The following is a 20,677-nucleotide window of genomic DNA, read 5'->3' on the forward strand; positions in this document are numbered from 1 at the left end:
TACCCATGCTCGCCACGCTCGACCTGCCCACGCCGCTGAACTCCGAGGTGCTGCTGCGCCGCGCCGAACCGGCCGACCTTCCGGCAATGCGCCAGCTCTTGGCCGACGATGCGCTTGGCGCCGCGCGCGAAGCGACGGCCGATTCCGCGGGCTATGCGCAGGCCCTGGAGCGGCTGCTGGCCGATCCGGGCAACGATCTGGTGCTCGGCGAACGCGCCGGCGAGGTGATCGCGATGCTGCAGTTGACTTCCATCCCCGGGATCTCCCGGAGCGGATCCGTCAGGCTGAACGTGGAGGCGGTCCGCGTGCGCTCCGATTCCCGCTCGACGGGCCTGGGCTCGGCGATGCTGCGCTGGGTGATCGACGCGGCGGCGCCGGCCTGCGCCGCCGGGCTGGTCCAGCTCACCTCGGATGCCTCGCGGGCAGAGGCGCACCGCTTCTACGAGCGGCTGGGCTTCACCGCCTCGCATCTCGGATTCAAGCTGCGGCTGGACCGCTAGCGCCCGAGCGCCTGCTCCAAAACCGGCTCTTCGGGCAGGCTTTGGACATCCTTCAACCTGCGTTCCACCGCCCGGGTTCGGGTTCCGGCTTCCTTGACCGTGTTCTGCGCGGTGCTCAACTGCTTCTCCAGCTTGTCCCATACGTCCCCGTACTTGCGGAACTCCGCCTTCGCCGCGGACAGCACCTGCCAGACCTCGCTGCTGCGCTTTTCGATGGCCAGGGTCCGGAAGCCCATCTGCAGCGAATTGAGCAGGCTCATCAGCGTCGTCGGGCCGGTGACCAGCACCCGGTGTTCGGTTTGCAGCCGGCTGGCAAGTCCCGGGCGGCGCACCACCTCGGCGAAGAGCCCCTCGGTGGGCAGGTACATGATCGCGAAGTCCGTGCTGTGCGGCGGTTCGATGTACTTCTCGGCGATCTTCTTCGCCTGGATGGTGATGGCCCTATCCAGCGCCTTGCTCGCCGCATCGAGCTGCAGCTTGTCGCCCGATTCCTGGGCGTCTAAAAGCCGCTCGTAGTCTTCCTGCGGCAGCTTCGAGTCGATCGGCAGATACACCGGCTTCTCCTCACGCCCGGGCATGATCACCGCGAACTCGACGCTGTCGCGGCTCTCGGGCCGAATCACCACGTTCTGCGCATACTGCTCCGTGGTGAGCAGGTCTTCCAATTGGCGCGAGAGCTGCACCTCACCCCAGGTGCCGCGGCTCTTCACATTCGTCAGCACGCGCTTGAGCCCGCCGACGTCCGCGGCCAGATTCTGCATTTCGCCCAGCCCCTTTTGCACCTGCTCCAAGCGCTGGCTGACAAGCTCAAAGGATTCACCGAGCCGCTTCTCCAAGGTCCCTTGCAGCTTCTCGTCGACCGTCTCGCGCATCTTCTCGAGCTTCGACTCGTTGCCCACGCGCAAGCGCTCTAGTTCTTCGCGCAGCGCACTGTGCAGCTGGCGGTGCATGTGCTGGTTCGATTCGTTCAACGCGGTGATCTTCGCGTCCACGGTGGCGCGGATCGTTTCCAGCCGCTGCTCGCTGTCCCGGCGCACCTCGTGCAGCGAATCGCGCAGTTCGGCGCGTTGCGCACCCAGGTCCTGGCGCAGCTCGCCATGGGTTGCGCGCACCGCCGCGGCAATCTGCGCCTGGTCGTTCGAACCGGTCCGCCGCACGATCAGCAAGAGCGCGCCGACAACGAGCAGGATATTGAGTAGCACAAGCACCAACAGCACAATAGTCATAGCTCAAGAGCTATCAGCACCATCGGACATAATAGGCCGCAACCGGCCTCAGCGCTGGCTTTCAAGAGCTTTGAATAATTCGGATTCCACGCCCATGATGATTCGATCTCCCGGGTGCGTATCGCGTAGAAATTTCTCCACCGTAGCCAGATCCGTGGAGATGCAACCCCAGGTTTCGCGCAGTCCCGCATGGAGGAATATCGCGAAGCTCCGCCCGTGCACCGGCCGAGCGTCGGGCGCTCGGTTGTAGTTGACAACGGCTGCCTGCTGGTAGTCCCCGGCCTGCATATATCGCCAGAGCGGTTCGTCGGGAAACTCGCCCGCTCCCTCAAAATAGCTGTTAAAGCGCCGCCCCTCGCGCCCACTCCAATAGGAATCCTCGGTGAGCTCACGGTAGCCAAGGCTCGTTCCCGGATTGCTTCGACCAAACGCTTCGGTGACGCTATAGGACCCGGTTGGTGTCTGCAGCGAATTGACATACACGGGACCGGGTCTGGCAAAACCGGCGCTGCCGGCAAAGCCCCGGGCATTCCACTGCTGCGTGTAACCATCGCGGCCGAGCAGACAATTGGTGATGGTTACCTCGGTTTGTCCATAGGCCGGCGCCAGCACGAAGGTGACGCGCTGGCTCAGTTCAAGTTCCGGCTTCAACCGGTGGATCGATGCGCAGGGCCCGCTTTGGGCCGGCGACCGGTCCGGCAAATCGCGGTGAGGAGCCCCGGCTGCCAGCGCAAGCATGCCGACCAGCAGGGCACTCATCAACCGTTGTTGTAGCTTCATGCAATGATCTTCGCAGAACCAGGGGCCATGCTGTGCACGTAGCGGCCGCTGTCGAATTTGGAGGAACTTCTCAGCTCTGCTGGCCACCAAAAGGAAATATTCATCTCACTAGTACGGATGGCCTAGGGTGAATGCCTGCTGATCGAAATTATTTGAATGCTCAGCCGCTCCGAAGCCCGCCGCGAGCGCGCCGAGTTGACGCACGCGGCAAATAATTGCAATGATTTTATTTAGTGGCTCACGCCAGTGGAGGCTCCTGACCATGGGGATGGGCAGGAAGAGTTCCACGCGGCGCGAGTTGGCTTCGCAGAGTTTAACCACCGGCGAAGCGCGATTGCTGGGGAGCAATCGCCCGGAGCCATTCCGGTTCACAACATAACAATGATCCTTGGGGGAAAATTGATCGATTGGGACTATTCCGCGCGCTCCGGCGCCTCGTCGGACGTTATTCCGGCAGCACACAAATTTGACTCCTCGATAGTCGAGAATCCGGCGGACAGCGAAACAGCACTCTTTGCGAGCACCGCACCGGCTCCCGCGCGGACCCTGGTCGATATCATCACCACGACCATGGAGGTCTACCCTTCGGCGCTGGCCCTCGACGACGGAACCTGTGCGCTGAGCTACGCCCAGTTGCGTGTTGAAACCGAAGAATTAGCCAAACGACTGTGGGCCATGGACATCGGCGCCGGGGACCGCGTCGGGGTGCGGGTGCCTTCGGGTTCCAAGAATCTCTACGTCGCCATTTTGGGCACCCTCTTCGCCGGGGCGGCCTACGTCCCGGTAGACGCCGACGAGCCCGAGGATCGCGCCACCACGGTGTGGGAGGAAGCCGGAGTCTGCGTGGTCATCGGCGAGAACCTGGCCATCACCCACCGCGCGGGAGTGCGCACGCAAGGCAATAGCCCGTTTCCCACCCCGGTCGATGACGCGTGGATCATCTTCACCTCCGGTTCCACCGGAAAGCCCAAGGGCGTGGCCATCACCCACCGATCGGCGGCCGCCTGGGCCGATGCGGAGGCCGAGATGTTCCTCCAGGATGCCCCGCTGACCCGCGGGGACCGGGTGCTGGCCGGACTTTCTGTCGCCTTTGACGCCTCCTGCGAGGAAATGTGGCTCGCCTGGCGCCACGGGGCCTGCCTGGTTCCGGCGCCGCGGGACATCGTGCGCTCCGGCGCCGACCTCGGCGACTGGCTCGGCGAGCGCAAGGTCACCGTGGTCTCCACCGTTCCCACGCTCGCAGCCCTGTGGCCGGCGGAAACCCTGGAGAATATCCGCCTGCTGATTTTCGGCGGCGAAGCGCTCCCGCCGGAGCTGGTCGAGCGCCTGGCCGGTCCGACCCGCGAGGTTTGGAACACCTACGGGCCGACCGAAGCCACGGTGATCGCCTGCGGAGCGCCCGTGGCTGGCGGTGGTCCGGTCAGCATCGGCTTGCCGCTGCGCGGCTGGGACCTGGCCGTGGTTGACGCCGAAGGCTTTCCGGTGCCCTGGGGCTCGGAGGGTGAGCTGATCATCGGCGGCGTGGGCCTGGGACGCTACCTCGACCCGCAGAAGGACGCGCAGAAGTTTGCCCCGATGCCGACCCTGGGCTGGGAGCGGGCCTACCGTAGCGGGGATATGGTCCGCGCCGAGCGCGACGGGCTGCTTTTTGTGGGCCGCGCCGACGAGCAGGTCAAGCTCGGCGGGCGCCGCGTGGAACTCGGCGAGATCGACGAGGCGTTGGCGGCGCTGCCCGGCGTGGCCCAAGCGGCCGCGGCGGTGCAGTCCACCCCGAGCGGAAATAAGGTGCTGGCCGGCTATCTGGTTCCCGACGCCGGCGCCGCCCTCGACCTGGCGGCCTGCCGATCCCGGCTCGCCGAATTCCTGCCCGCCCAGCTGGTCCCCGCGCTGGGGCAGGTCGCCGAGCTGCCGCTGAAAACCTCCGGCAAGGTGGACCGCAAGGGGTTGCCCTGGCCGCTCCATGGCGCCACGGAAGAACCGATTGGGCATCGGCTCACCGGCACCGAAGGCTGGGTTGCCGAGATCTGGACCGAGCTGCTCGGCCCGGTGGCTTTGGATGCGGACAGCGACTTCTTCGCCGCAGGCGGCGCCAGCGTGGCGGCGGCCCAACTGGTTGGCGTGCTGCGCACCCGCCACCGGCAGGCGTCCATCGCCGATATCTATAACCGGCCCACCCTCGGCGCGCTGGCGGCACATCTGGATGCCCAGGGAACCACCGAGGCAACGGTCCGCGAACAGCGGCCAACCGGATGGTGGATCGGGTTGGTGCAGGCACCAGTCATCGGTGCCCTGTACTCGATCATCGGTTTGCGCTACGTCACCGGCATGGCATTGGTGTGCTGGATCCTGTTCAACTTCATGGATGCCAGCTGGGTTCCCAACCCGCCGCTGATCCCGCTCCTGGCGGCCTGGGTGGTGCTCTACACCTTGCCCTTCCGGGTGCTGCTGGTCGTGGTTTCGGCCCGCCTGCTGCTCGCCGGGGTGCACGCCGGTGCATACCGGCGCGGCGGCGGCGTGCATCTGCGCCTTTGGGCGGTGGAGCGCATCGTGACCTTCGCAAAAGTCGAAGCGCTGATGGGCACGCCGCTGGCACCGTGGTACGCCCGCGCCCTGGGCAATAAGATCGGCAAGAATGTGCACCTCGACGCCATGCCTCCCGTCACCGGGCTGGCCCGCATCGGCTCGGACACGGCCATCGAATACGAGGTTGACCTCGCCGGGCATTGGCTCGACGGGGACACTCTGCGCATCGGGCAGATCGACATCGGCCAGCGGGTGCGCATCGGCACCCGTTCAACTATTAACCCCGGCGCGCGGATCGGCAACGGGGCGGAGATCGAGGCCGGCAGCAGCGTGGACGGAACGGTTGGGCCCAATGAGCTCGTCTCGGGCTCCCCGCTGGAATATGCAGGCGTCGCGGGCGATAGCTGGCCGCAGGCCGAGCCCCGCGCACCGCGCCACGGCTTCCGCGTCGGCCTCGGCGGGCTCTACGCGCTGGGCCTGGGCTATCTGGCCCTGCTCCCGATGCTCTCGGTGCTGCCCGGCGGGCTGCTCCTGTTCTCGCTGATCGATGGCGGCTCCGCGCTGGGCGAAGTGCTCTGGCAGCTGGCCGCTTGGGCACCGGTGTTCATCGTGCTGATGGTGCTCAGCTTCGCCGGCCTCACCGCGCTCAGCGTCCGGCTGCTGGCCCGCTTGCTGACTCCCGGCTTCCACAGCGCCCACGGCCTCACCGCCTGGGCCTGCTGGCTGAGCAACCTGCTGCTGGCCAAGTCGCTGATGTCCCTGTACCCGATCTACGCAAGCATCATCACCCCGCTGTGGCTGCGGATGCTCGGCGCCAAGGTCGGGGCGCACACCGAAATCTCCACCCTGGAAACCATCCCGCACCTGACCACGCTGGGCGACCGCTGCTTCATGGCCGATCACTCGTTGGCCTCCCATCGGCGAGTTCGCGGCCAGTGGCTGCAGCTGGGGCAGGCAACGGTCGGGGCGAAGTCCTTTGTGGGCAACTCGGCCATCGTCGGGCCGGACACCGTGGTGCCGGCCGATTCGCTGATCGCCGTGCTCTCGTCGGCTCCGCAGGACATGCCGGTCGCGTCAAACTGGTTTGGCCGCCCGGCCATGGAACTGCCCCGCCCGATAGACAACGCCGAATCCGCGCTGACCTACAATCCATCGCGAGGGCTGATGGCCGCCCGCGCCCTGGTCGAGCTTTGCCGCATCTTGCCGATGCTCATCACCAGCTGGCTGGCGCTGGGCACCGTCTGGATACTCTCGGAGATCTTCGACCGGTCCGGGCTGGCACTCACCTTGCTGCTGTCCGGTCCGGTGCTGCTGGGCTCGGCGAGCATCGCCGCATTGACCGCACTCATCGCCAAGTGGGCGCTGGTCGGCCGTTTCCGGGCCGAGGAACATCCGCTGTGGACCTCGTTCATCTGGCGCAACGAGCTGGCAGACGTATTCAGCGAGTCGCTGGCCGTGGCGGGAGTGGTGCGCATGAGCCTGGGCACCCCGATGCTCAATTTATGGTTTCGCCTGCTCGGCGCGCGCATTGGCCGCCGAGTCTGGTGCGAAACCTGGTGGCTGCCGGAGCAGGACCTGATCAGCATCGGCGACGGAGCAAGCATCAACCGCGGCACCGTGCTGCAGACCCATCTCTTCCATGACCGCATTATGCGCCTGGAGGAGGTGCACCTCGGCGCGCAGGCAACATTGGCACCGAACGGGGTGATCCTGCCCGGTAGCCGAATTGGCGATGCGGCGGCAATCGGCCCCTGCTCGCTGGTGATGCGCTCGGAACAGGTTCCCGCAAACGGGCGTTGGCGCGGCAACCCGATCCGCAGCTGGTCCTGAACCGCTTCCCGACATCGAATTTGGAGAGTTATCACATGCACCAGCAGATCGAGCGCGCCCCGAACCCGGCGCCGCAGTCGCGGCTCGCGGGGATCGACGCGGCCCGCGGCCTAGCCCTGTTGGGCATGATCGCCATCCACGTGCTGCCAGCCAGCAGCGAAGCCTTCGAACCCACGCTGATCTGGCGGATCGCCGCGGGCACCTCCGCGGCCCTGTTCGCGCTGCTAGCCGGGGTCGGCCTGAGCCTGGGCGCAAGAACTGCGGGCCATTCGGCGCTCGAACTGGCCGGGGCGCGGGCCGCGCTAGCTACCCGCGCGGCATTCATGCTCTGTTTGGGCCTGCTGCTGGCGCTCATCGATATGCCTGCGTTCATCATCCTCGGCTATTACGGGGTGATGTTTGCCCTGGCCATCCCGTGGGTCTCACGCAGCGCGGCAACCCTCGGCTTCGCGTGCCTGGGCTTTGCTACCCTAGGCACCATTTTCACTTGGCAGCTGGGCGCTTCGCTGCCCCACCTGGATGGCATCGATCCGTCGCTGACCACACTCTTCACCGAACCCGGGGCGACGCTCAGCGCACTGCTGTTCACCGGAACCTACCCGGCGGTGCCGTGGATGAGCTATATCTGCGCCGGCATGGCACTAGGCACGCTGAACTTACGCTCCAAGGATCTGCAACTGCGCCTGCTGCTGACCGGGCTGGGCCTCTGGCTAGCAACCTGGGCCAGCTCGGCGCTGCTGCTCGGCCCCTTGGGCGGCAGGTCTGCGCTGATCAAGTCGACCGAAGGTTGGCTGAGCGCCGCCGAGGTCGATGAATCACTGAGCTTCGGGCTGCCCTCAGGGGTTCCGCTAGATTCCGCCTGGTGGCAGGTGGCGCTCGCCCCGCACTCGAATATGCTCTTCGAAACGCTCAACACCCTTGGCGTCGCGCTGCTGGTTTTCGCCGTCGCCCTGATGCTCGGCCAACGAGTCGCCTGGTTGCTGCGCCCGTTGGGCATCCTCGGCTCGATGACGCTCACGCTCTACACGCTGCACCTGCTGTTGCTGGCCACCGGCTTGGGCGCGCAGCATCCGGCGAGCTCCTGCTCCCTGCAGATCGGCGGCGCACTGCTGTTCGCGGTACTTTGGAAGAACGTTTCGGGGCTCGCCCAGGGCCCCTTGGAGCACCTGGTCGGTTCACTGGCCCGAAACGCTCGCTCCCGGGCGCGCCGACGCCGGCGCGTGGCTCCGTAGCGAAGACGCGCAACGTGTCAAGGATTGCACCGCACCGTGCGGGTAGGCGATACTCGGAGCCGTGGATACCGAACGCGAGCTCGCCGGCCAGGCCCTGTATGAAAGCCGGCTCAAGACACTGAACGGGCTGATGATGCCCGATGCCCCGGCCTGGCAGGAACTGAGCGACGAGGTCCGCGAACGCTGGTGTTCCTACGCGGATGCCGGGCAGAGCTGAACCGCAACCCATGCGCATCCTGGTCACCGGCTTTGAGCCCTTCGGAACCGACACCCACAACGCCAGCGCCGAGATCGTGCGCCGGCTGCCGGCCACGGCCGGCGAACACCAGATCGTGACCGGACTCCTGCCGGTGTCCTTCTCCCGCGCATTCCCGACCCTGGGCGAGTTACTTCGCACACACCAGCCCGACGCGCTGGTGCTGCTCGGTGAGGCCGGCGGACGCACCGAGATCAATCTGGAGCGCTGGGCGGTCAACGAGAACAATGCGCGCATCGCCGATAACGACGGCCACCAACCGGCCGGCGAGCGCATTGCCCCCAACGGTGCACACCGCCGCGAAGCAACGCTGGAAACACCTAGTCAGCTTCGGGTCAGCGAGGATGCCGGCAGGTTCTTGTGCAACCATATCGCCTACCACGCCTACGGTTTGGGGATCCCGGCGCAATTTATCCACGTCCCCGCATGGCGCCCCGGCAACGCGCGGGCGCTGGTTGGCGCGGAGACCGATGACGCCGCCGGGCAGCGCAGCGCTCTGGGCCTGGCGGAGCTGGTCGAGTCGCTCACCGAGTACTTGTTGGGCCTCCGCTTTCGCGGCTAGGCCCGGCACTGGCTACCGTTGAGCCTATGAGCTTGACGAACCTATCCCCGCGCCAGCAGTTTGCCGCCGGCCGGGTCGCGCTGCGCCTGGCGAACCTGTTCGGCGGGCTGCTGCTCTTCGCGTTGGCGATGGCGCTGATGGTGCGCGCCGATCTGGGCGTGGACCCGTGGAACGTCTTCCACCTGGGCATCACCCACCACGTGCCGCTGTCGCTGGGCACCGTGGTGATCCTCGTGGGCGTTCTGATGCTGCTGACCTGGATCCCGATGAAGCAGTGGCCGGGGCTCGGCACCGTGGCCAATGTCTTTGTCATCGGCCTGGCCCTGGACCTCTTTCTGCTCATCCTTCCGCAGGTCTCCGGGCTGGGCTGGCAGATCCTCACGCTGCTCGGCGCGATCGCGATCAACGGGCTGGGCGGTGCGATGTACATCGGCAGCCACTTCGGCGCCGGGCCGCGCGACGGGTTGATGACCGGGCTGCACCTGCGCACCGGGTTGAGCATCCGGCTGGTGCGCACCAGCATCGAGCTGCTGGTGCTGGGCATCGGCTGGCTGCTCGGCGGCCCGGTGGGCCTGGGCACGGTGGCCTATGCGCTGCTCATCGGTCCCGCCACGCAGTTCTTCTTCCGCTTCACCATCATCAAGCTAGGCGCCACCGGCGCGCGGATCTGAGGCCAGTTCGCCCAGCGCCGCGATGACCATGGCTTCCACGCCGCGGGCCAGGGTCGGCTCGATCAGCGGGGCGAAATGCGGCGAATGGTTCGCCGCCGCCTTGCCTTCCGCGTAGGCCTGCGGGTCCATTCCGCCGAGCAGCCAGTAGCTGTAGGGCACGCCGAACGCGTCGGGGATCCGGCTGAAGTCCTCCGAGGCGCTCTGCCGGCTGGCGTTGCCCACCGTCCCGAAGTACGCTTCGAAGGCCGCGCTCACCCGCTCGGTGACCGCTTCGTCGTTGGTGGTCAGCGGGAACTGGTCGTAGTACTCGAACTCGGGTTCCACCGGGGAGCCGGCCGCCGCGCACTCCCCGCGGACGATCCGCTCCACCGCGGCGATCAGCGTTTCGCGCATCGCATTGTCGTAGCTGCGCAGGTTCAGCAGCAGCGTCGCCCTATCCGCGATGATATTGGACTTCGTGCCCACCTGCACCGAACCGATGGTCAGCACCGCGAATTCGCCGGGCTGCACCTCGCGGGAGACCACCGACTGCAGGCGCAGCACGATCGCCGCGGCCAGCACCACCGGGTCCACCGACAGCTGCGGCATCGAACCGTGTGCCCCCTGGCCGTGCACGGTGATGCGGATCGAGTCCCCGGCCGAAAGCACCGGGCCGGCGACGGTCTGCAGGCTCCCGGCCGGCTGCGCCATCACATGCTGGGCGAAGGCCACATCGGGGGCGGGGATCTTGTCCGCCAACCCGTCGGCGAGCATCGCCGCGGAGCCCTGCGCGGTCTCCTCGGCCGGCTGGAAGAGCGCAAGGTACGTGCCGGCCCACTGTTCGCGGTGGTCGGCCAGCAGCTTTGCGGCGCCCAGCAGGGCCGCGACGTGCACATCGTGCCCGCAGGCGTGCATCACCCCGTCATTTTCCGAGGCGTAGTCCAGCCCGGTGGCCTCGCGCACCGGCAGTGCATCCATATCCGCGCGGGCCAGCACGGTGCGCCCGGGGCCGTTGTCCAGCACGCCGACCACCCCGGTGCCGCCCACCCGATGCACCCGGTAGCCGAACTCTTCCAGCTTGCGGACCACCAGCGCCGAGGTGCGGGTTTCCTCCAGGCTCAATTCCGGATGCCGATGCAGGTCACGATAGGTCTCATGGATCCATTCCAGTTCCGGGTCGAGTTCGGCCAATACCTTGCGTGCGGCGTCCATGGGGCTCCCTTTCAGCAGACAAGACCCAATATATGCCCCGCGGCGACCCTGCGGAAAGCATATGTCGCGCTCCCCGGTTGCACTGCAAAACCACCAACTCAAGCAATGCTTGAACCATGTACTCCGATTCGGCTCGTCCCGTCGAGGTCAAGCACTACAAGGTCCACGTGGCCGGCGGCCAGCGCCTCGCGATCGTCATTTTCGCCGGTTGCACGACAAAACCACCGGCTCAGGCAATACTTGAATCATGTTTGTCCTTGCGCTCAGCCCGAAGCCGCGCTCCGTCACCGACGTGCAGGCGGCCGCCGAACTCCTCTGGGACCAACTAGAGCACGTGCACGCCCATGCACCGTTCATGGCGCTCAGCGGCCAGCTCTTGCTTGGAGTGCCGCATGACGCACAGTCGGCTATCGACGCGATCATGCGTTGCGCCCGGTTGAATTTCTGCCACATCGGCCTAGGGATAGGCACGCTCTATGAGCCGGTCCCGGACCAAGCCGACCTCATTGAGGGCATCGCCCAGCGCCGCGCCCTGGGTGCGCTGGAGGCCGCCACGCACCGCGGGGAACGCGTGCCGATCAGCGTCTCCTGCGGCGATCCGGACCTGGACCTCGAGCTCGAAGGCCTGCTGCGCCTGCTCGGCCATTCGGTGCGCACCCGCACCGAGGCCGAATGGGCGGTGGTCGACCTGCTGACCCCCGGTGTGCGCGGCCAGCAGAAGGCCATCGCCGAGGTCCTGGACATCACCCCGCAGGCGGTCTCCGCCGCGATCGTGCGCTCCGGCTACCACGATGAGATCGACGCCCGTGGTGGCATCGCAAGGCTGCTGGAGCTCGCCGATCAGCATTAAAACCACTATATTCGAAGACATTTTCGAACTAATGCGGTAGAATTATAGTATGTCCGAAGCAATGGTGCGACGACATCGCCCACCAACACCGGCGCTGCATCAGGATCTCGAATCGCTGATGGGTCGGCTGCAGAGCAAACTGGCGTGGATCGAAGAACACGGCAGCGAAGCGGAATGCGCCCAAGCCATTGAGGAACTCGAAGAGCTCATCTCCAGCTACCGCTATCACCAGGCGGCCCTCTCGCACCAAGTCGAAAAGGAAGTTGTGCGCCAGCATGAGTTCCAGGGAACCTGCTCCGCCGATCTCACCCGGGGAGCGGCCAGTACGATCGCCTTGGCCCGGAAGCAGTCACCCAACGGATACCGCAGTTATCTGGTCAACTGCCGGATCTTGGCCGAAGATACCCCCTACCTCGCAGAGTGCTTCTCTCGCGGCGAACTCACCGAAGCCCAAGTCCTGGCGGTTCTTACGCCCCTGCAAGAGGTCAAAGCCGAACGCCGGACCGAATTCGACGCCACCTTCCGTGACAACCCGGACATGTTCGAGTCCCAAGGCCCCAAACAGCTCACCGACACGGTGCAACGCTTCACCTTGGCCCATGCCTCAGATGATCAGTGCCGGAAAATGAAGCAAGCGGACACCAAACGCCATGTCCGCTTCTCCAAAGGAAAGAACTGCGTACGCATCAGCGGCACCTTGCCCGTCGTCGCCGGCACAGCACTGCAAATGCATCTGCGCCAAGAGTCATTCCGTCTGAAGAAACAAGGCGATCTGCGTACCAGGGAGCAGATCAAAGCCGACCTGCTCTGCACCTACTTGCTGGCCGGCCGGCCGGAGAAGTTGCCGTTGCAACTGCACGTCGGGCTGATCATGACCGATAAGACCCTCCTCCTCGGCGAACGCGAACCGGCCTATATGGAAGGCTACGGATACGTTCCGCCGCAATACGCGCGGGAACTAATCGCCGGAAATTCCATTGGCAATGAGCAGAGTTTCGCCGAAATGGAATCCGCCAAAGCTCAGGAGCATCTGGATCGCCTAGAGACCCTGGCCGACGTGACGCGACTCTACACCGCCCCAGGGGACGGGGAATTGATCGCAATGGACTCCAAGGCCCGCGCCTTCCCCGAAAAGCTTCGCCGCTTCGTGAGGATTCGAGACCGGCACTGCCGCACCCCATTCTGCGATGGGCTGGTCGAAGAGACCGACCACGTACTTCAGCATCACCTAGGCGGCCCTACGGATAGCGACAATGCGGCAGGGCGCTGCCCGACCTGCAATAAGGCCAAAGAAAAACCCGGTTGGCTTGAAGTCGTAGCGCTCAAGGGACCGCACACCATGCGAGTGAACCCGGGCTCCTCGATGATGTATCTATCGACGGCCCCGCCGGCGACCGGATACCTGCACAAACCATTTCCGCAACTACTGCGTGATTCAAAATGGGTGCGAGGCGTCAAGCTCCGGCTGATAAATCAGGAATCCAGCGGTCCCGGACCATAGCCCACGCTCCGTAGGCAGTGCTTACTCCCAGCTAGCGCTGCAACAGCCGTTCTAGAACGATCGCCAAACCATCTTCGTCCACCGAAGCGGTTACCTCGTCTGCGACGATTTTGACCTCGTCGGGGGCTTGGCCCATCGCGACCCCGAGGCCGGCCCACTGGAGCATCTCAATGTCGTTACGACCATCGCCCACAGCGATTGATTGAGCCGATGCGAACTTCAGCTCGGTGCGCAACCGCTCAAGCCCACTGGCCTTGGTGACACCCTCGGCGGCGATATCCAACCATGCGGTCCAACCCACCGAGTAGGTGACGCCGGAAAGGCCCAGACCGTGTACGGCCTGGCCGAAGTCTTCGGCCGTCGCATCGGTGGAGAAGACCACCACGCGGACAGCCCTGCTGCGTAGCAATTCGTCAAAGTCAACGACCTTGGATTCGGCACCAAAACTCGCATCGGTAAAAACATCGCTGGACAAGAATTCACCGCGTTCATTCTCCACCGCATATTTCGCGTTCGGCAGCTGACGCATCAACGCCGCCAGTGCGAGCGACGGGTCAAAGACCTCGCGGTGCAGTACTTCTACCTTCTCGCCCTGCACGCGGGCGAGCACGCCACCGTTGCTGGCCACGACAAAGCCGTGGTCGATGCCTAGCTCGCTCATAATAGGCAGTGCCGCACCGAGCGAACGCCCGGTGGAGATCACGACCTCATGCCCGGCGGACACCACCGCGCGGGCAACGTCGCGCACCCGGGCGCTCATCAAACCTTGGTGATTGACGATCGTCCCGTCGACATCCAGGCAAATCATCAACTTTTCGTTCTGCAGCCGGTCGTCGTTGCCGGTCTTAGTCAAAATAGTCATGATTCAAGTGAACCACCGCTGCGTGGATATTGCGATGATCCACGGCACAATGGCAGGTGAACTGCGGATTAAAAGACAATCGACCGGCCTTTGCGGGGCCGGTCGATTAGCTTACTTCAGGACTTCAAGCCCACCCAGGTAGGGTTGCAGCGCCTTAGGCACGTTGACCGTGCCATCCGCGTTCTGGTGGTTTTCCATAATCGCAACGATCCAACGGGTCGTGGCGAGTGTGCCGTTCAGGGTGGCTACCGCGCGGGTCTTGCCAGGCTTGCCGTCGACGATCTCGCGTTCGCGGATATTCAACCGGCGGGACTGGAAGGTCGTGCAGTTCGAGGTCGAGGTCAGCTCGCGGAAGGTCTCCTGCGATGGCACCCAAGCCTCGCAGTCAAACTTACGCGCCGCACTCATCCCCAGATCCCCGGCGGCGGTGTCGATGACACGGTATGGAAGCTCCATGCGCTTGAGCATTTCTTCCTCCATCGCCAGCAGACGCTCGTGTTCGGCCTCGGCCTGGTCAACCGTGGTGTAAATGAACATTTCGAGCTTATTGAACTGGTGCACGCGGATGATGCCACGGGTGTCCTTGCCCGCGGAACCGGCCTCGCGGCGGTAGCAGGAGGACCAGCCGGCGTAGCGGATCGGACCCTCGGACAGGTCCATGATCTCGTTGGCATGGTAACCGGCCAGCGCGACCTCTGAAGTGCCGACCAGATACAGGTCGTCACGTTCCAGCTTGTAGATCTCATCGTCGTGTTCGACGTCGAAGCCGGTACCCTGCATGGTTTCCGGGCGGACTAGGGTCGGGGTGATCATTGGAATGAATTCGCGTTCGACCGCGAGCTCCAGCGCCATGTTCATCATCGCGATTTCCAGGCGCGCGCCGATGCCCTTCAGGAAGTAGAAGCGTGATCCGGAGACCTTCGCACCGCGTTCCATGTCGATCGCGCCGAGCTTCTCGGCGATCTGCAGATGGTCCAGCGGTTCGAAGCCTTCGGCGGCGAAGTCGCGCGGGGTGCCGACGGTCTTCACCAGGGCGAAGTCGTCTTCACCGCCGGCTGGGATACCGTCGATGATCAGGTTTGGGATGGAGCGCTGCAAGGAGGTGCAGGTAGCGGCCGCTTCGTCGGAGGAAGCCTGGGCAGCCTTGACGGCCACCGCAAGCTCCTTGACCTCCGCAAGCAGTGCTGCACGTTCCTCGCCCTTGGCGGCGCCAACCTTCTTGGAGAACGCATTCTGCTCTGCGCGCAGGCGTTCGTAGGTGGCTATGGTTTCGCGACGCGCCGAGTCAGCCTCAATCAGCTGGTCAATCAGCGCTTCGTCGGCACCGCGCGCGCGTTGCGAGGCGCGGTACTTATCCGGATTATCGGTGAGCATTTTCAGGTCGATCACATCTTAAGCGTAGCAATCTTGAGTACGATGAGAGCACTATGCAGAGAAACCGCGTGATCTTATTATCCGTAGCCGGTGCCGCAGCTGTGCTCGCGGCCGTAACCGGGTATTCCGTGCGTAAGCTTTCTCAGGACGGGAAACCGATGAGCCAGCACCCTTCGGCGAAGGAGCAATCCGAGTCGAAGAAGGTTGGGCTGGTCATCAATCCATCCAAGTCAGGTGCCGACGAAGCGCGTGATGCGGTGGCCCACGTGTGTGCCGAGGCCGGCCTCGAAGAGCCGCTGGTTTTCGAAACGACACCGGAGAACGCGGGTCAAGAAGCCGCCCAAAATGCGCTCGATGCCGGATGCGACACAATTATTGCCGCCGGTGGCGACGGCACGATTCGCGCCGTCGCAGAAGTACTCGAAGGCACCGAAACGACTCTCGGGTTGCTGCCGCTGGGCACCGGCAACCTGCTGGCCCGAAACGTCGAGGTGCCGCTCGACGACCTGCACACCGCGGCGCTGGTCGCCGTGCGCGGCATGGTGCGACGCATCGACGTGGGCCATATGAAGCTGAAACTGCTGGATGGCAACAGCGCGGACCACGCGTTCTTGGTGATCGCCGGGGTGGGTACCGACGCGGACCTGTTCGACGACACCGACGAGGAGCTGAAATCCAAGGTCGGCTGGCTTGCCTACTCGGAGGCGGGGCTGCGCCAGCTGCCCGGGCGGCGCAAAAAGGTCGAGATCAAGCTCTCCAACGACGACGCCTGGCAGACTCGTAAGGTCCGCTCGGTACTCTTCGCCAACTGCGGCAAGCTGCAGGGCGTGGACTTTGTCCCGGATGCGAAGATCGACGACGGGGTGCTCGACGCGGTGGTGCTCTCGCCGCGTTCGGCCGCCGGGTGGGGCTGGATCCTGTTGAAGACCGCATTCCGCTCGCGCAACAAGATCCCGGTGATGAGCTTCTACCAGAGCACCGACATCTCATTGCGCTGCGTGGAACCGATGAACACGCAGATCGACGGGGATCCAACCGGCCAGGTCAACGAGCTGCAGGTCTCGGTCAACCCGTCCTCGCTGCGCATTCGCACGCCCTAGAGGCGGGCCTTCAGCTTGAGCACCCAGTCCCGGGCATCGCTGAACGCACCGTCTGAATTGTGCGTGTCGATGAACGGGCGGGTGCCCTGCGCCGCCGGGTAGGACCCCAAGAAGCGCAGCTCCGGGCAGAGCCGGTGCAACCCGGCAAGGGCCGCGGAGACGCGCTCTTCGGCGATGTGCCCCTCGACGTCGACGGAGAAGAAGTAGCGCCCCAGGCCCGCGCCGGTGGGGCGGGATTCGATGCGCGAGAGGTTGACCCCGCGCGCGGTGAATTGCTCCAGAATTCCCATCAACGCGCCTGGCCGGTCCTCGGAAAGCGGCAGAATCAGCGTCGACTTATCCACACCCGTCGGCGCCGGGATCGCCCCCGGCGAGGTGACCAGGATAAAACGGGTGACCGCCCCGGCGTTGTCTTCCACGCCACGCACCAGCACCTTCAGGCCGCGCGCCTCGGCAACCAGCGGTGAGCAGATCGCCGCGTCGTGGTGCTGCTCCGGGTCCAGCAGTCCCAGCGCGCCGGCGGCCGTGGAAGCAGCCGGGGTGAAAACCGCGGCCGGGATATTCGCTTCGGCCCACAACCGGCATTGCGCCCAAGCGTGCCCGTGCGTGGAAATTTCGCGGATCTGCTCCAGCGCGCCGATATTCGCCCGGACCGCCAGCACGAAGCTGATCGGCACCAGCACCTCGGCGACGATCTGCAGGGATTCTCCGGCGGCGATGGCGTCCAGGGTGGCCGACACGCCGCCCTCCACCGAGTTCTCGATCGGCACCATCGCGGCGTCGGCACTGCCCTCGCGGACCATCGCCAATGCGCTATTAACGCTGCTGGCCGGAATGCGCTCGGAATCGAGCGCCCCGGGAACCTGCAAAAGTGCCGCCTCGGTGAAAGTTCCGGCAGGGCCTAAATAGGCGTATTTCATCGAACGGTGGGTTCCTGACCGTTATCCGCTTCCATCGGGAGCTTGGCTTCGAGCCACGCGTCCGAGCCACCGGCGATGTTGAACGCCGTGTAGCCCAGGCCGGTCAGCCAGGCCGCCGCCTGCGCCGAGCGTCCACCGGTGCGGCAGATGACGTAGGTGTCAACATCCGGGTCCAGCTCTTCCACGCGGGTCGGCAGCTCGCCGAGCACGATGTGCTTGGCTCCAACGGCGCGGCCGGCCTCCCACTCGAAGTCCTCGCGCACGTCGAGAATCAACGCTTCCTTCGGTACGTCGGTGACCTGAACAGTCTCAAAGTCGCTCATGGTTGGCATTCCTCTCTGGTTGGGTGTTTGCTTATAAGACTAGTCATTCCCCGCCTCGAAAGCAGATATGAAGACGAGATCCGCCCTGAAATTGCGTGATGAGCTGGCCAGTGGAGAGCGTTCCAGCCGCGAGGTGACCGAACACTATCTGCGTCGCATCGATGAGCTCGACTCGCTTGGCGCATTTGTGTACGTGTCTCCCGACGCGATGGATGCGGCGGCGGCGGCCGATGAGAAGCAGGTGCGCGGGCAGATCGGCCGGTTGCACGGGCTGCCTTCGGCATTCAAGGACCTGAACGAGGTGGCCGGCATGCCCACCACCTACGGATCCGCCGCCATGGAGCACCAGCTCGCGACGGCGGATCACCCGCTGGTCGCGCGGTTGCGTTCCGAGGGCGTGGTGATCACCGGCAAGACGCAGGTTCCGGAATTCGGACTGAGCAGCTACTCGGAAAATCTCGTCGCTCCGCCCTCGCGCAATCCCCTGGATCCGCGGCTGACCTCAGGGGGTTCCTCCGGCGGCCAGGCCGCGGCGATCGCCGCCGGGATGATTCCCGTAGGCCCGGGTTCCGATGGCGGCGGGTCGGTGCGGATCCCCGCCGCAGCCTGCGGCCTGGTGGGGCTCAAGCCCTCGCTGGGCCGGGTGCCCAGCGACGTGGCCGACGGCTACCTGGACGCGTTCGGCGCACCGAAGATGACGGTTTCCGGCCCGTTGGCCCACGATGCCTTGGATGCGGCGATGCTGCTCGATGCGATGCGCGGCAGCGACCACTTTCTGCCGCTGCTGCGCGGCAGCTACCCCGAAAGGCTCAAGGGGTTGCGCATCGGCTACAGCACCCTCTCCCCCTTCGAAAGCGCCTACCCGATCACCCTGCAGGCGCCCGCGCGCGAGGCCTTCGAACGCGCCAAGCGGCTGCTGGAGGCCAGGCACCGGGTGGAACCGGCGGATCTTCACTACGCGGGCGACTACCCGGAAACCTTCGCCCGGGTGTGGACCAATGGATTGCGCAATATTCCGGTCGACGATGAGAGCCTGCTCGGCGAGTTGGCCAGAGACTTCCGCCGGCGCTCCACCGCGCGCAGCCTCGAGGTGAGCCTGCAGGCGGCATCCCGGCTGAAGCAGATCGCTGCGGATTTTGTGCGACAATGGTCCGCCCATGACGTGATCCTCACCCCGGCGATGGCTTCGACTCCGCCGGAGATTGGCTATTTCACCCGCAAGGATGCGGATACCGACTATATGCTGCAGTGCCAGTACACCCCCTATACCTCGATGGTGAACGTCTCCTCGGTCGCCGCAATCACGGTTCCGATCACGAATTCGAGCTCCGGAATGCCGATGAGCGTCCAGCTGATCTCGCCGCGCGCCGATGAGGGACTGCTTTTGGCGTTGGCCAAACAATTGGGCAAGTGAGCCGGGAAATTTACCGTTACCAGCAGTATGGGTAACATGTGAAATAGATCGCAAAAGTGGGCACTTGCCCAAGGAAAAGCGAAAAATGTTACGCATGTCTACTGTTACTTCGAGCACCCCGGGTACCAATAAAACTTTCTTTGGCCATCCGCGTGCGCTCGCAAACCTCTTTAGTGTCGAAATGTGGGAGCGCTTCTCCTTCTACGGCATGCAGGCTCTGCTGGCCTACTACATGTACTACTCGGTCACCGATGGTGGCCTGGGCATGGATCAAAGCTTGGCGCTGTCGCTCGTCGGCGCCTACGGCGGCGCCGTCTACCTGTCCACAATTCTTGGCGCCTGGCTCTCGGACCGCCTCTTCGGCTCCGAACGGGTGCTGTTCTTCTCGGCGATCGGCATTATGGCCGGCCACGTCGCCCTGGCGCTGCTGCCGGGCTACCTTGGACTGACCTTGGGCCTGATCCTGGTGGCCGTCGGCTCCGGCGGATTGAAGGCCAACGCGGTGGCCTTGGTCGGTTCGCTGTACTCCAAGGAAGACTCGCGCATCGACGCGGGCTTCTCGCTGTTCTACATGGGCGTGAACATCGGCGGTCTGCTCGGCCCGCTGCTGACCGGCCTGCTGCACCAGAAGCTCGGCTTCCATTACGGTTTTGGCGCCGCGGCCGTCGGCATGGCCCTCGGACTGATTATCTACACCAAGGGGCGCAAGAACCTCCCGGACACCGCGGGGCAGGTGGCCAACCCGCTGCCGGCCAACGAGCGCAAGCGCTACGCGGGCATCTTCGCGGGGATCCTGGCGGTGATCGTGCTCGTCTTCGCGCTGAAGATCGTCACCCCGGCAAACCTTGCAAGCACCATCGCCTACGTGGTGATCGCCGCCAGCGTGGTGTACTTCGTATTGATCCTGCGCAGCAAGAAGGTCAGCGCCGTCGAACGCAAGCACGTCTGGGCGTTCATCCCGTTCTACATCGGCTCGGCGGCCTTCTGGGCGCTGTTCCAGCAGCAGTTCACCTTCATCGCGGCCTACTCCGATAGCCGCTTGGATCGCACCCTGGGCGGCTGGGAGATGCCGGCGAGCTGGGTGCAGTCGATCAACCCGGTATTCATCATCCTGCTTGCCAGCGTGTTCGCCGCCATGTGGACCAAGCTGGGGAAGCGCCAGCCGCGCACTTCGGTGAAATTCGGCTTGGCTCTGGTCGTCGTGGGTGCCGCGTTCTTGTGCTTCATCCCGCTCGAATCCCTGGAGATGACTCCGCTGCTTGCGATGGTCGGCATCCTGTTGCTGTGCACCATTGCCGAGCTGCTGCTCTCCCCGATCGGGCAGGCGGTTGCCACCAAGCTGGCTCCGGCGGCGTTCGGGACGCAGATGATCGCGCTGTTCTTCCTCTCGGTATCCCTGGGCACCACGCTTTCGGGCGTGCTGGCAGGCTACTATGTTGCGGGCAACGAAATCCCGTACTTCCTCGCGATGGGCGGCACCGCCATCGTGCTGGGCGTGGCAATGATCGCGGCCACCCCGGCGCTGAAGAAGCTCATGGGCTCGGTGCTCTAAGCTCCGAATT

The 20,677-nt window shown here is 64.9% G+C and carries 19 protein-coding genes; 11 read left to right on the top strand and 8 right to left on the bottom strand.

Going from position 1 to position 20,677, the window contains the following annotated elements; genetic code table 11:
- The first annotated feature begins 5 nt into the window (after window positions 1-5).
- Window positions 6-500: a GNAT family N-acetyltransferase gene (locus CQ019_RS06620; RefSeq protein WP_105569301.1), complete on the top strand. Its 495-nt coding sequence runs from the start codon at window positions 6-8 to the stop codon at window positions 498-500.
- Here CQ019_RS06620 and rmuC read toward each other — a convergent pair.
- The 3 genes from rmuC to CQ019_RS06635 form a co-directional block, all read right to left on the bottom strand.
- Window positions 497-1,726 (bottom strand): DNA recombination protein RmuC, encoded by a 1,230-nt coding sequence (gene rmuC, locus CQ019_RS06625; protein ID WP_105554107.1) that lies wholly within the window; start codon window positions 1,724-1,726, stop codon window positions 497-499. The two genes, CQ019_RS06620 and rmuC, sit on opposite strands and share 4 nt — an antisense overlap.
- A gap of 48 nt (window positions 1,727-1,774) precedes the next feature.
- Window positions 1,775-2,506, bottom strand: a complete 732-nt coding sequence (locus CQ019_RS06630) for a hypothetical protein (protein WP_146113341.1) — start codon at window positions 2,504-2,506, stop codon at window positions 1,775-1,777.
- 108 nt (window positions 2,507-2,614) lie between these two features.
- A complete protein-coding gene (locus CQ019_RS06635; RefSeq protein ID WP_105569303.1) occupies window positions 2,615-2,878 on the bottom strand; it encodes a hypothetical protein in 264 nt (87 codons plus the stop codon).
- Window positions 2,879-2,887: 9 nt separating this feature from the next.
- Here CQ019_RS06635 and CQ019_RS06640 point away from each other — a divergent pair, with 9 nt between their 5' ends.
- The 5 genes from CQ019_RS06640 to CQ019_RS06655 all read left to right on the top strand — a co-directional run bounded on the left by CQ019_RS06640 (window position 2,888) and on the right by CQ019_RS06655 (window position 9,580).
- Window positions 2,888-6,859, top strand: coding sequence for a Pls/PosA family non-ribosomal peptide synthetase (locus tag CQ019_RS06640; RefSeq protein ID WP_105569304.1), 3,972 nt, complete (start codon window positions 2,888-2,890; stop codon window positions 6,857-6,859).
- 35 nt (window positions 6,860-6,894) lie between these two features.
- On the top strand, window positions 6,895-8,091 hold the full coding sequence (locus CQ019_RS06645; RefSeq protein WP_105569305.1) for a heparan-alpha-glucosaminide N-acetyltransferase domain-containing protein: 1,197 nt from the start codon (window positions 6,895-6,897) through the stop codon (window positions 8,089-8,091).
- A 61-nt stretch (window positions 8,092-8,152) separates the two neighbouring features.
- Window positions 8,153-8,308: a hypothetical protein gene (locus CQ019_RS18460; protein WP_181148305.1), complete on the top strand. Its 156-nt coding sequence runs from the start codon at window positions 8,153-8,155 to the stop codon at window positions 8,306-8,308.
- 10 nt (window positions 8,309-8,318) lie between these two features.
- Window positions 8,319-8,909: a pyroglutamyl-peptidase I gene (locus tag CQ019_RS06650; protein ID WP_181148306.1), complete on the top strand. Its 591-nt coding sequence runs from the start codon at window positions 8,319-8,321 to the stop codon at window positions 8,907-8,909.
- A 26-nt stretch (window positions 8,910-8,935) separates the two neighbouring features.
- Window positions 8,936-9,580, top strand: a complete 645-nt coding sequence (locus CQ019_RS06655; protein ID WP_105569307.1) for a YitT family protein — start codon at window positions 8,936-8,938, stop codon at window positions 9,578-9,580.
- On the opposite strand, the gene CQ019_RS06660 is transcribed toward CQ019_RS06655, so the two are convergent.
- On the bottom strand, window positions 9,554-10,771 hold the full coding sequence (locus tag CQ019_RS06660; protein ID WP_105569308.1) for an amidohydrolase: 1,218 nt from the start codon (window positions 10,769-10,771) through the stop codon (window positions 9,554-9,556). The two genes, CQ019_RS06655 and CQ019_RS06660, sit on opposite strands and share 27 nt — an antisense overlap.
- A gap of 247 nt (window positions 10,772-11,018) precedes the next feature.
- On the opposite strand from CQ019_RS06660, the gene CQ019_RS06665 reads away from it, so the two are divergent.
- The gene (locus CQ019_RS06665) at window positions 11,019-11,621 is read left to right on the top strand and encodes a hypothetical protein (protein ID WP_096282973.1); all 603 of its coding nucleotides are present in this window, start codon (window positions 11,019-11,021) and stop codon (window positions 11,619-11,621) included.
- A gap of 49 nt (window positions 11,622-11,670) precedes the next feature.
- Window positions 11,671-13,122, top strand: a complete 1,452-nt coding sequence (locus CQ019_RS06670) for an HNH endonuclease (protein WP_105569309.1) — start codon at window positions 11,671-11,673, stop codon at window positions 13,120-13,122.
- A gap of 31 nt (window positions 13,123-13,153) precedes the next feature.
- On the opposite strand, the gene CQ019_RS06675 is transcribed toward CQ019_RS06670, so the two are convergent.
- Complete coding sequence (locus CQ019_RS06675) at window positions 13,154-13,984, bottom strand: HAD family hydrolase (protein WP_105569310.1); 831 nt, start codon at window positions 13,982-13,984, stop codon at window positions 13,154-13,156.
- Window positions 13,985-14,095: 111 nt separating this feature from the next.
- Window positions 14,096-15,373: a serine--tRNA ligase gene (gene serS / locus CQ019_RS06680; RefSeq protein WP_105554097.1), complete on the bottom strand. Its 1,278-nt coding sequence runs from the start codon at window positions 15,371-15,373 to the stop codon at window positions 14,096-14,098.
- 53 nt (window positions 15,374-15,426) lie between these two features.
- On the opposite strand from serS, the gene CQ019_RS06685 reads away from it, so the two are divergent.
- Entirely contained in the window at window positions 15,427-16,458 is a 1,032-nt protein-coding gene (locus tag CQ019_RS06685) for a diacylglycerol kinase family protein (protein WP_258133922.1), read from the top strand.
- On the opposite strand, the gene pheA is transcribed toward CQ019_RS06685, so the two are convergent.
- A complete protein-coding gene (gene pheA, locus CQ019_RS06690; RefSeq protein WP_105554095.1) occupies window positions 16,455-17,378 on the bottom strand; it encodes a prephenate dehydratase in 924 nt (307 codons plus the stop codon). The two genes, CQ019_RS06685 and pheA, sit on opposite strands and share 4 nt — an antisense overlap.
- Window positions 17,375-17,701, bottom strand: coding sequence for a rhodanese-like domain-containing protein (locus tag CQ019_RS06695; RefSeq protein ID WP_105569312.1), 327 nt, complete (start codon window positions 17,699-17,701; stop codon window positions 17,375-17,377). Before CQ019_RS06695 ends, pheA begins: the two co-directional genes overlap by 4 nt.
- Before the next feature lie 67 nt (window positions 17,702-17,768).
- Between CQ019_RS06695 and CQ019_RS06700 the strand changes: the two genes are divergently transcribed.
- Together CQ019_RS06700 and CQ019_RS06705 are read left to right on the top strand one after the other, a co-directional pair.
- Window positions 17,769-19,115 carry an amidase gene (locus CQ019_RS06700; RefSeq protein ID WP_105569313.1) on the top strand — a complete coding sequence of 449 codons (1,347 nt, stop codon included), beginning with the start codon at window positions 17,769-17,771 and terminating at the stop codon, window positions 19,113-19,115.
- A gap of 94 nt (window positions 19,116-19,209) precedes the next feature.
- Entirely contained in the window at window positions 19,210-20,667 is a 1,458-nt protein-coding gene (locus CQ019_RS06705; RefSeq protein WP_096282965.1) for a peptide MFS transporter, read from the top strand.
- Window positions 20,668-20,677: the final 10 nt, after the last annotated feature.

The organism is Arthrobacter sp. MYb229, from assembly GCF_002975405.1.
Lineage (GTDB): Bacteria > Actinomycetota > Actinomycetes > Actinomycetales > Micrococcaceae > Glutamicibacter.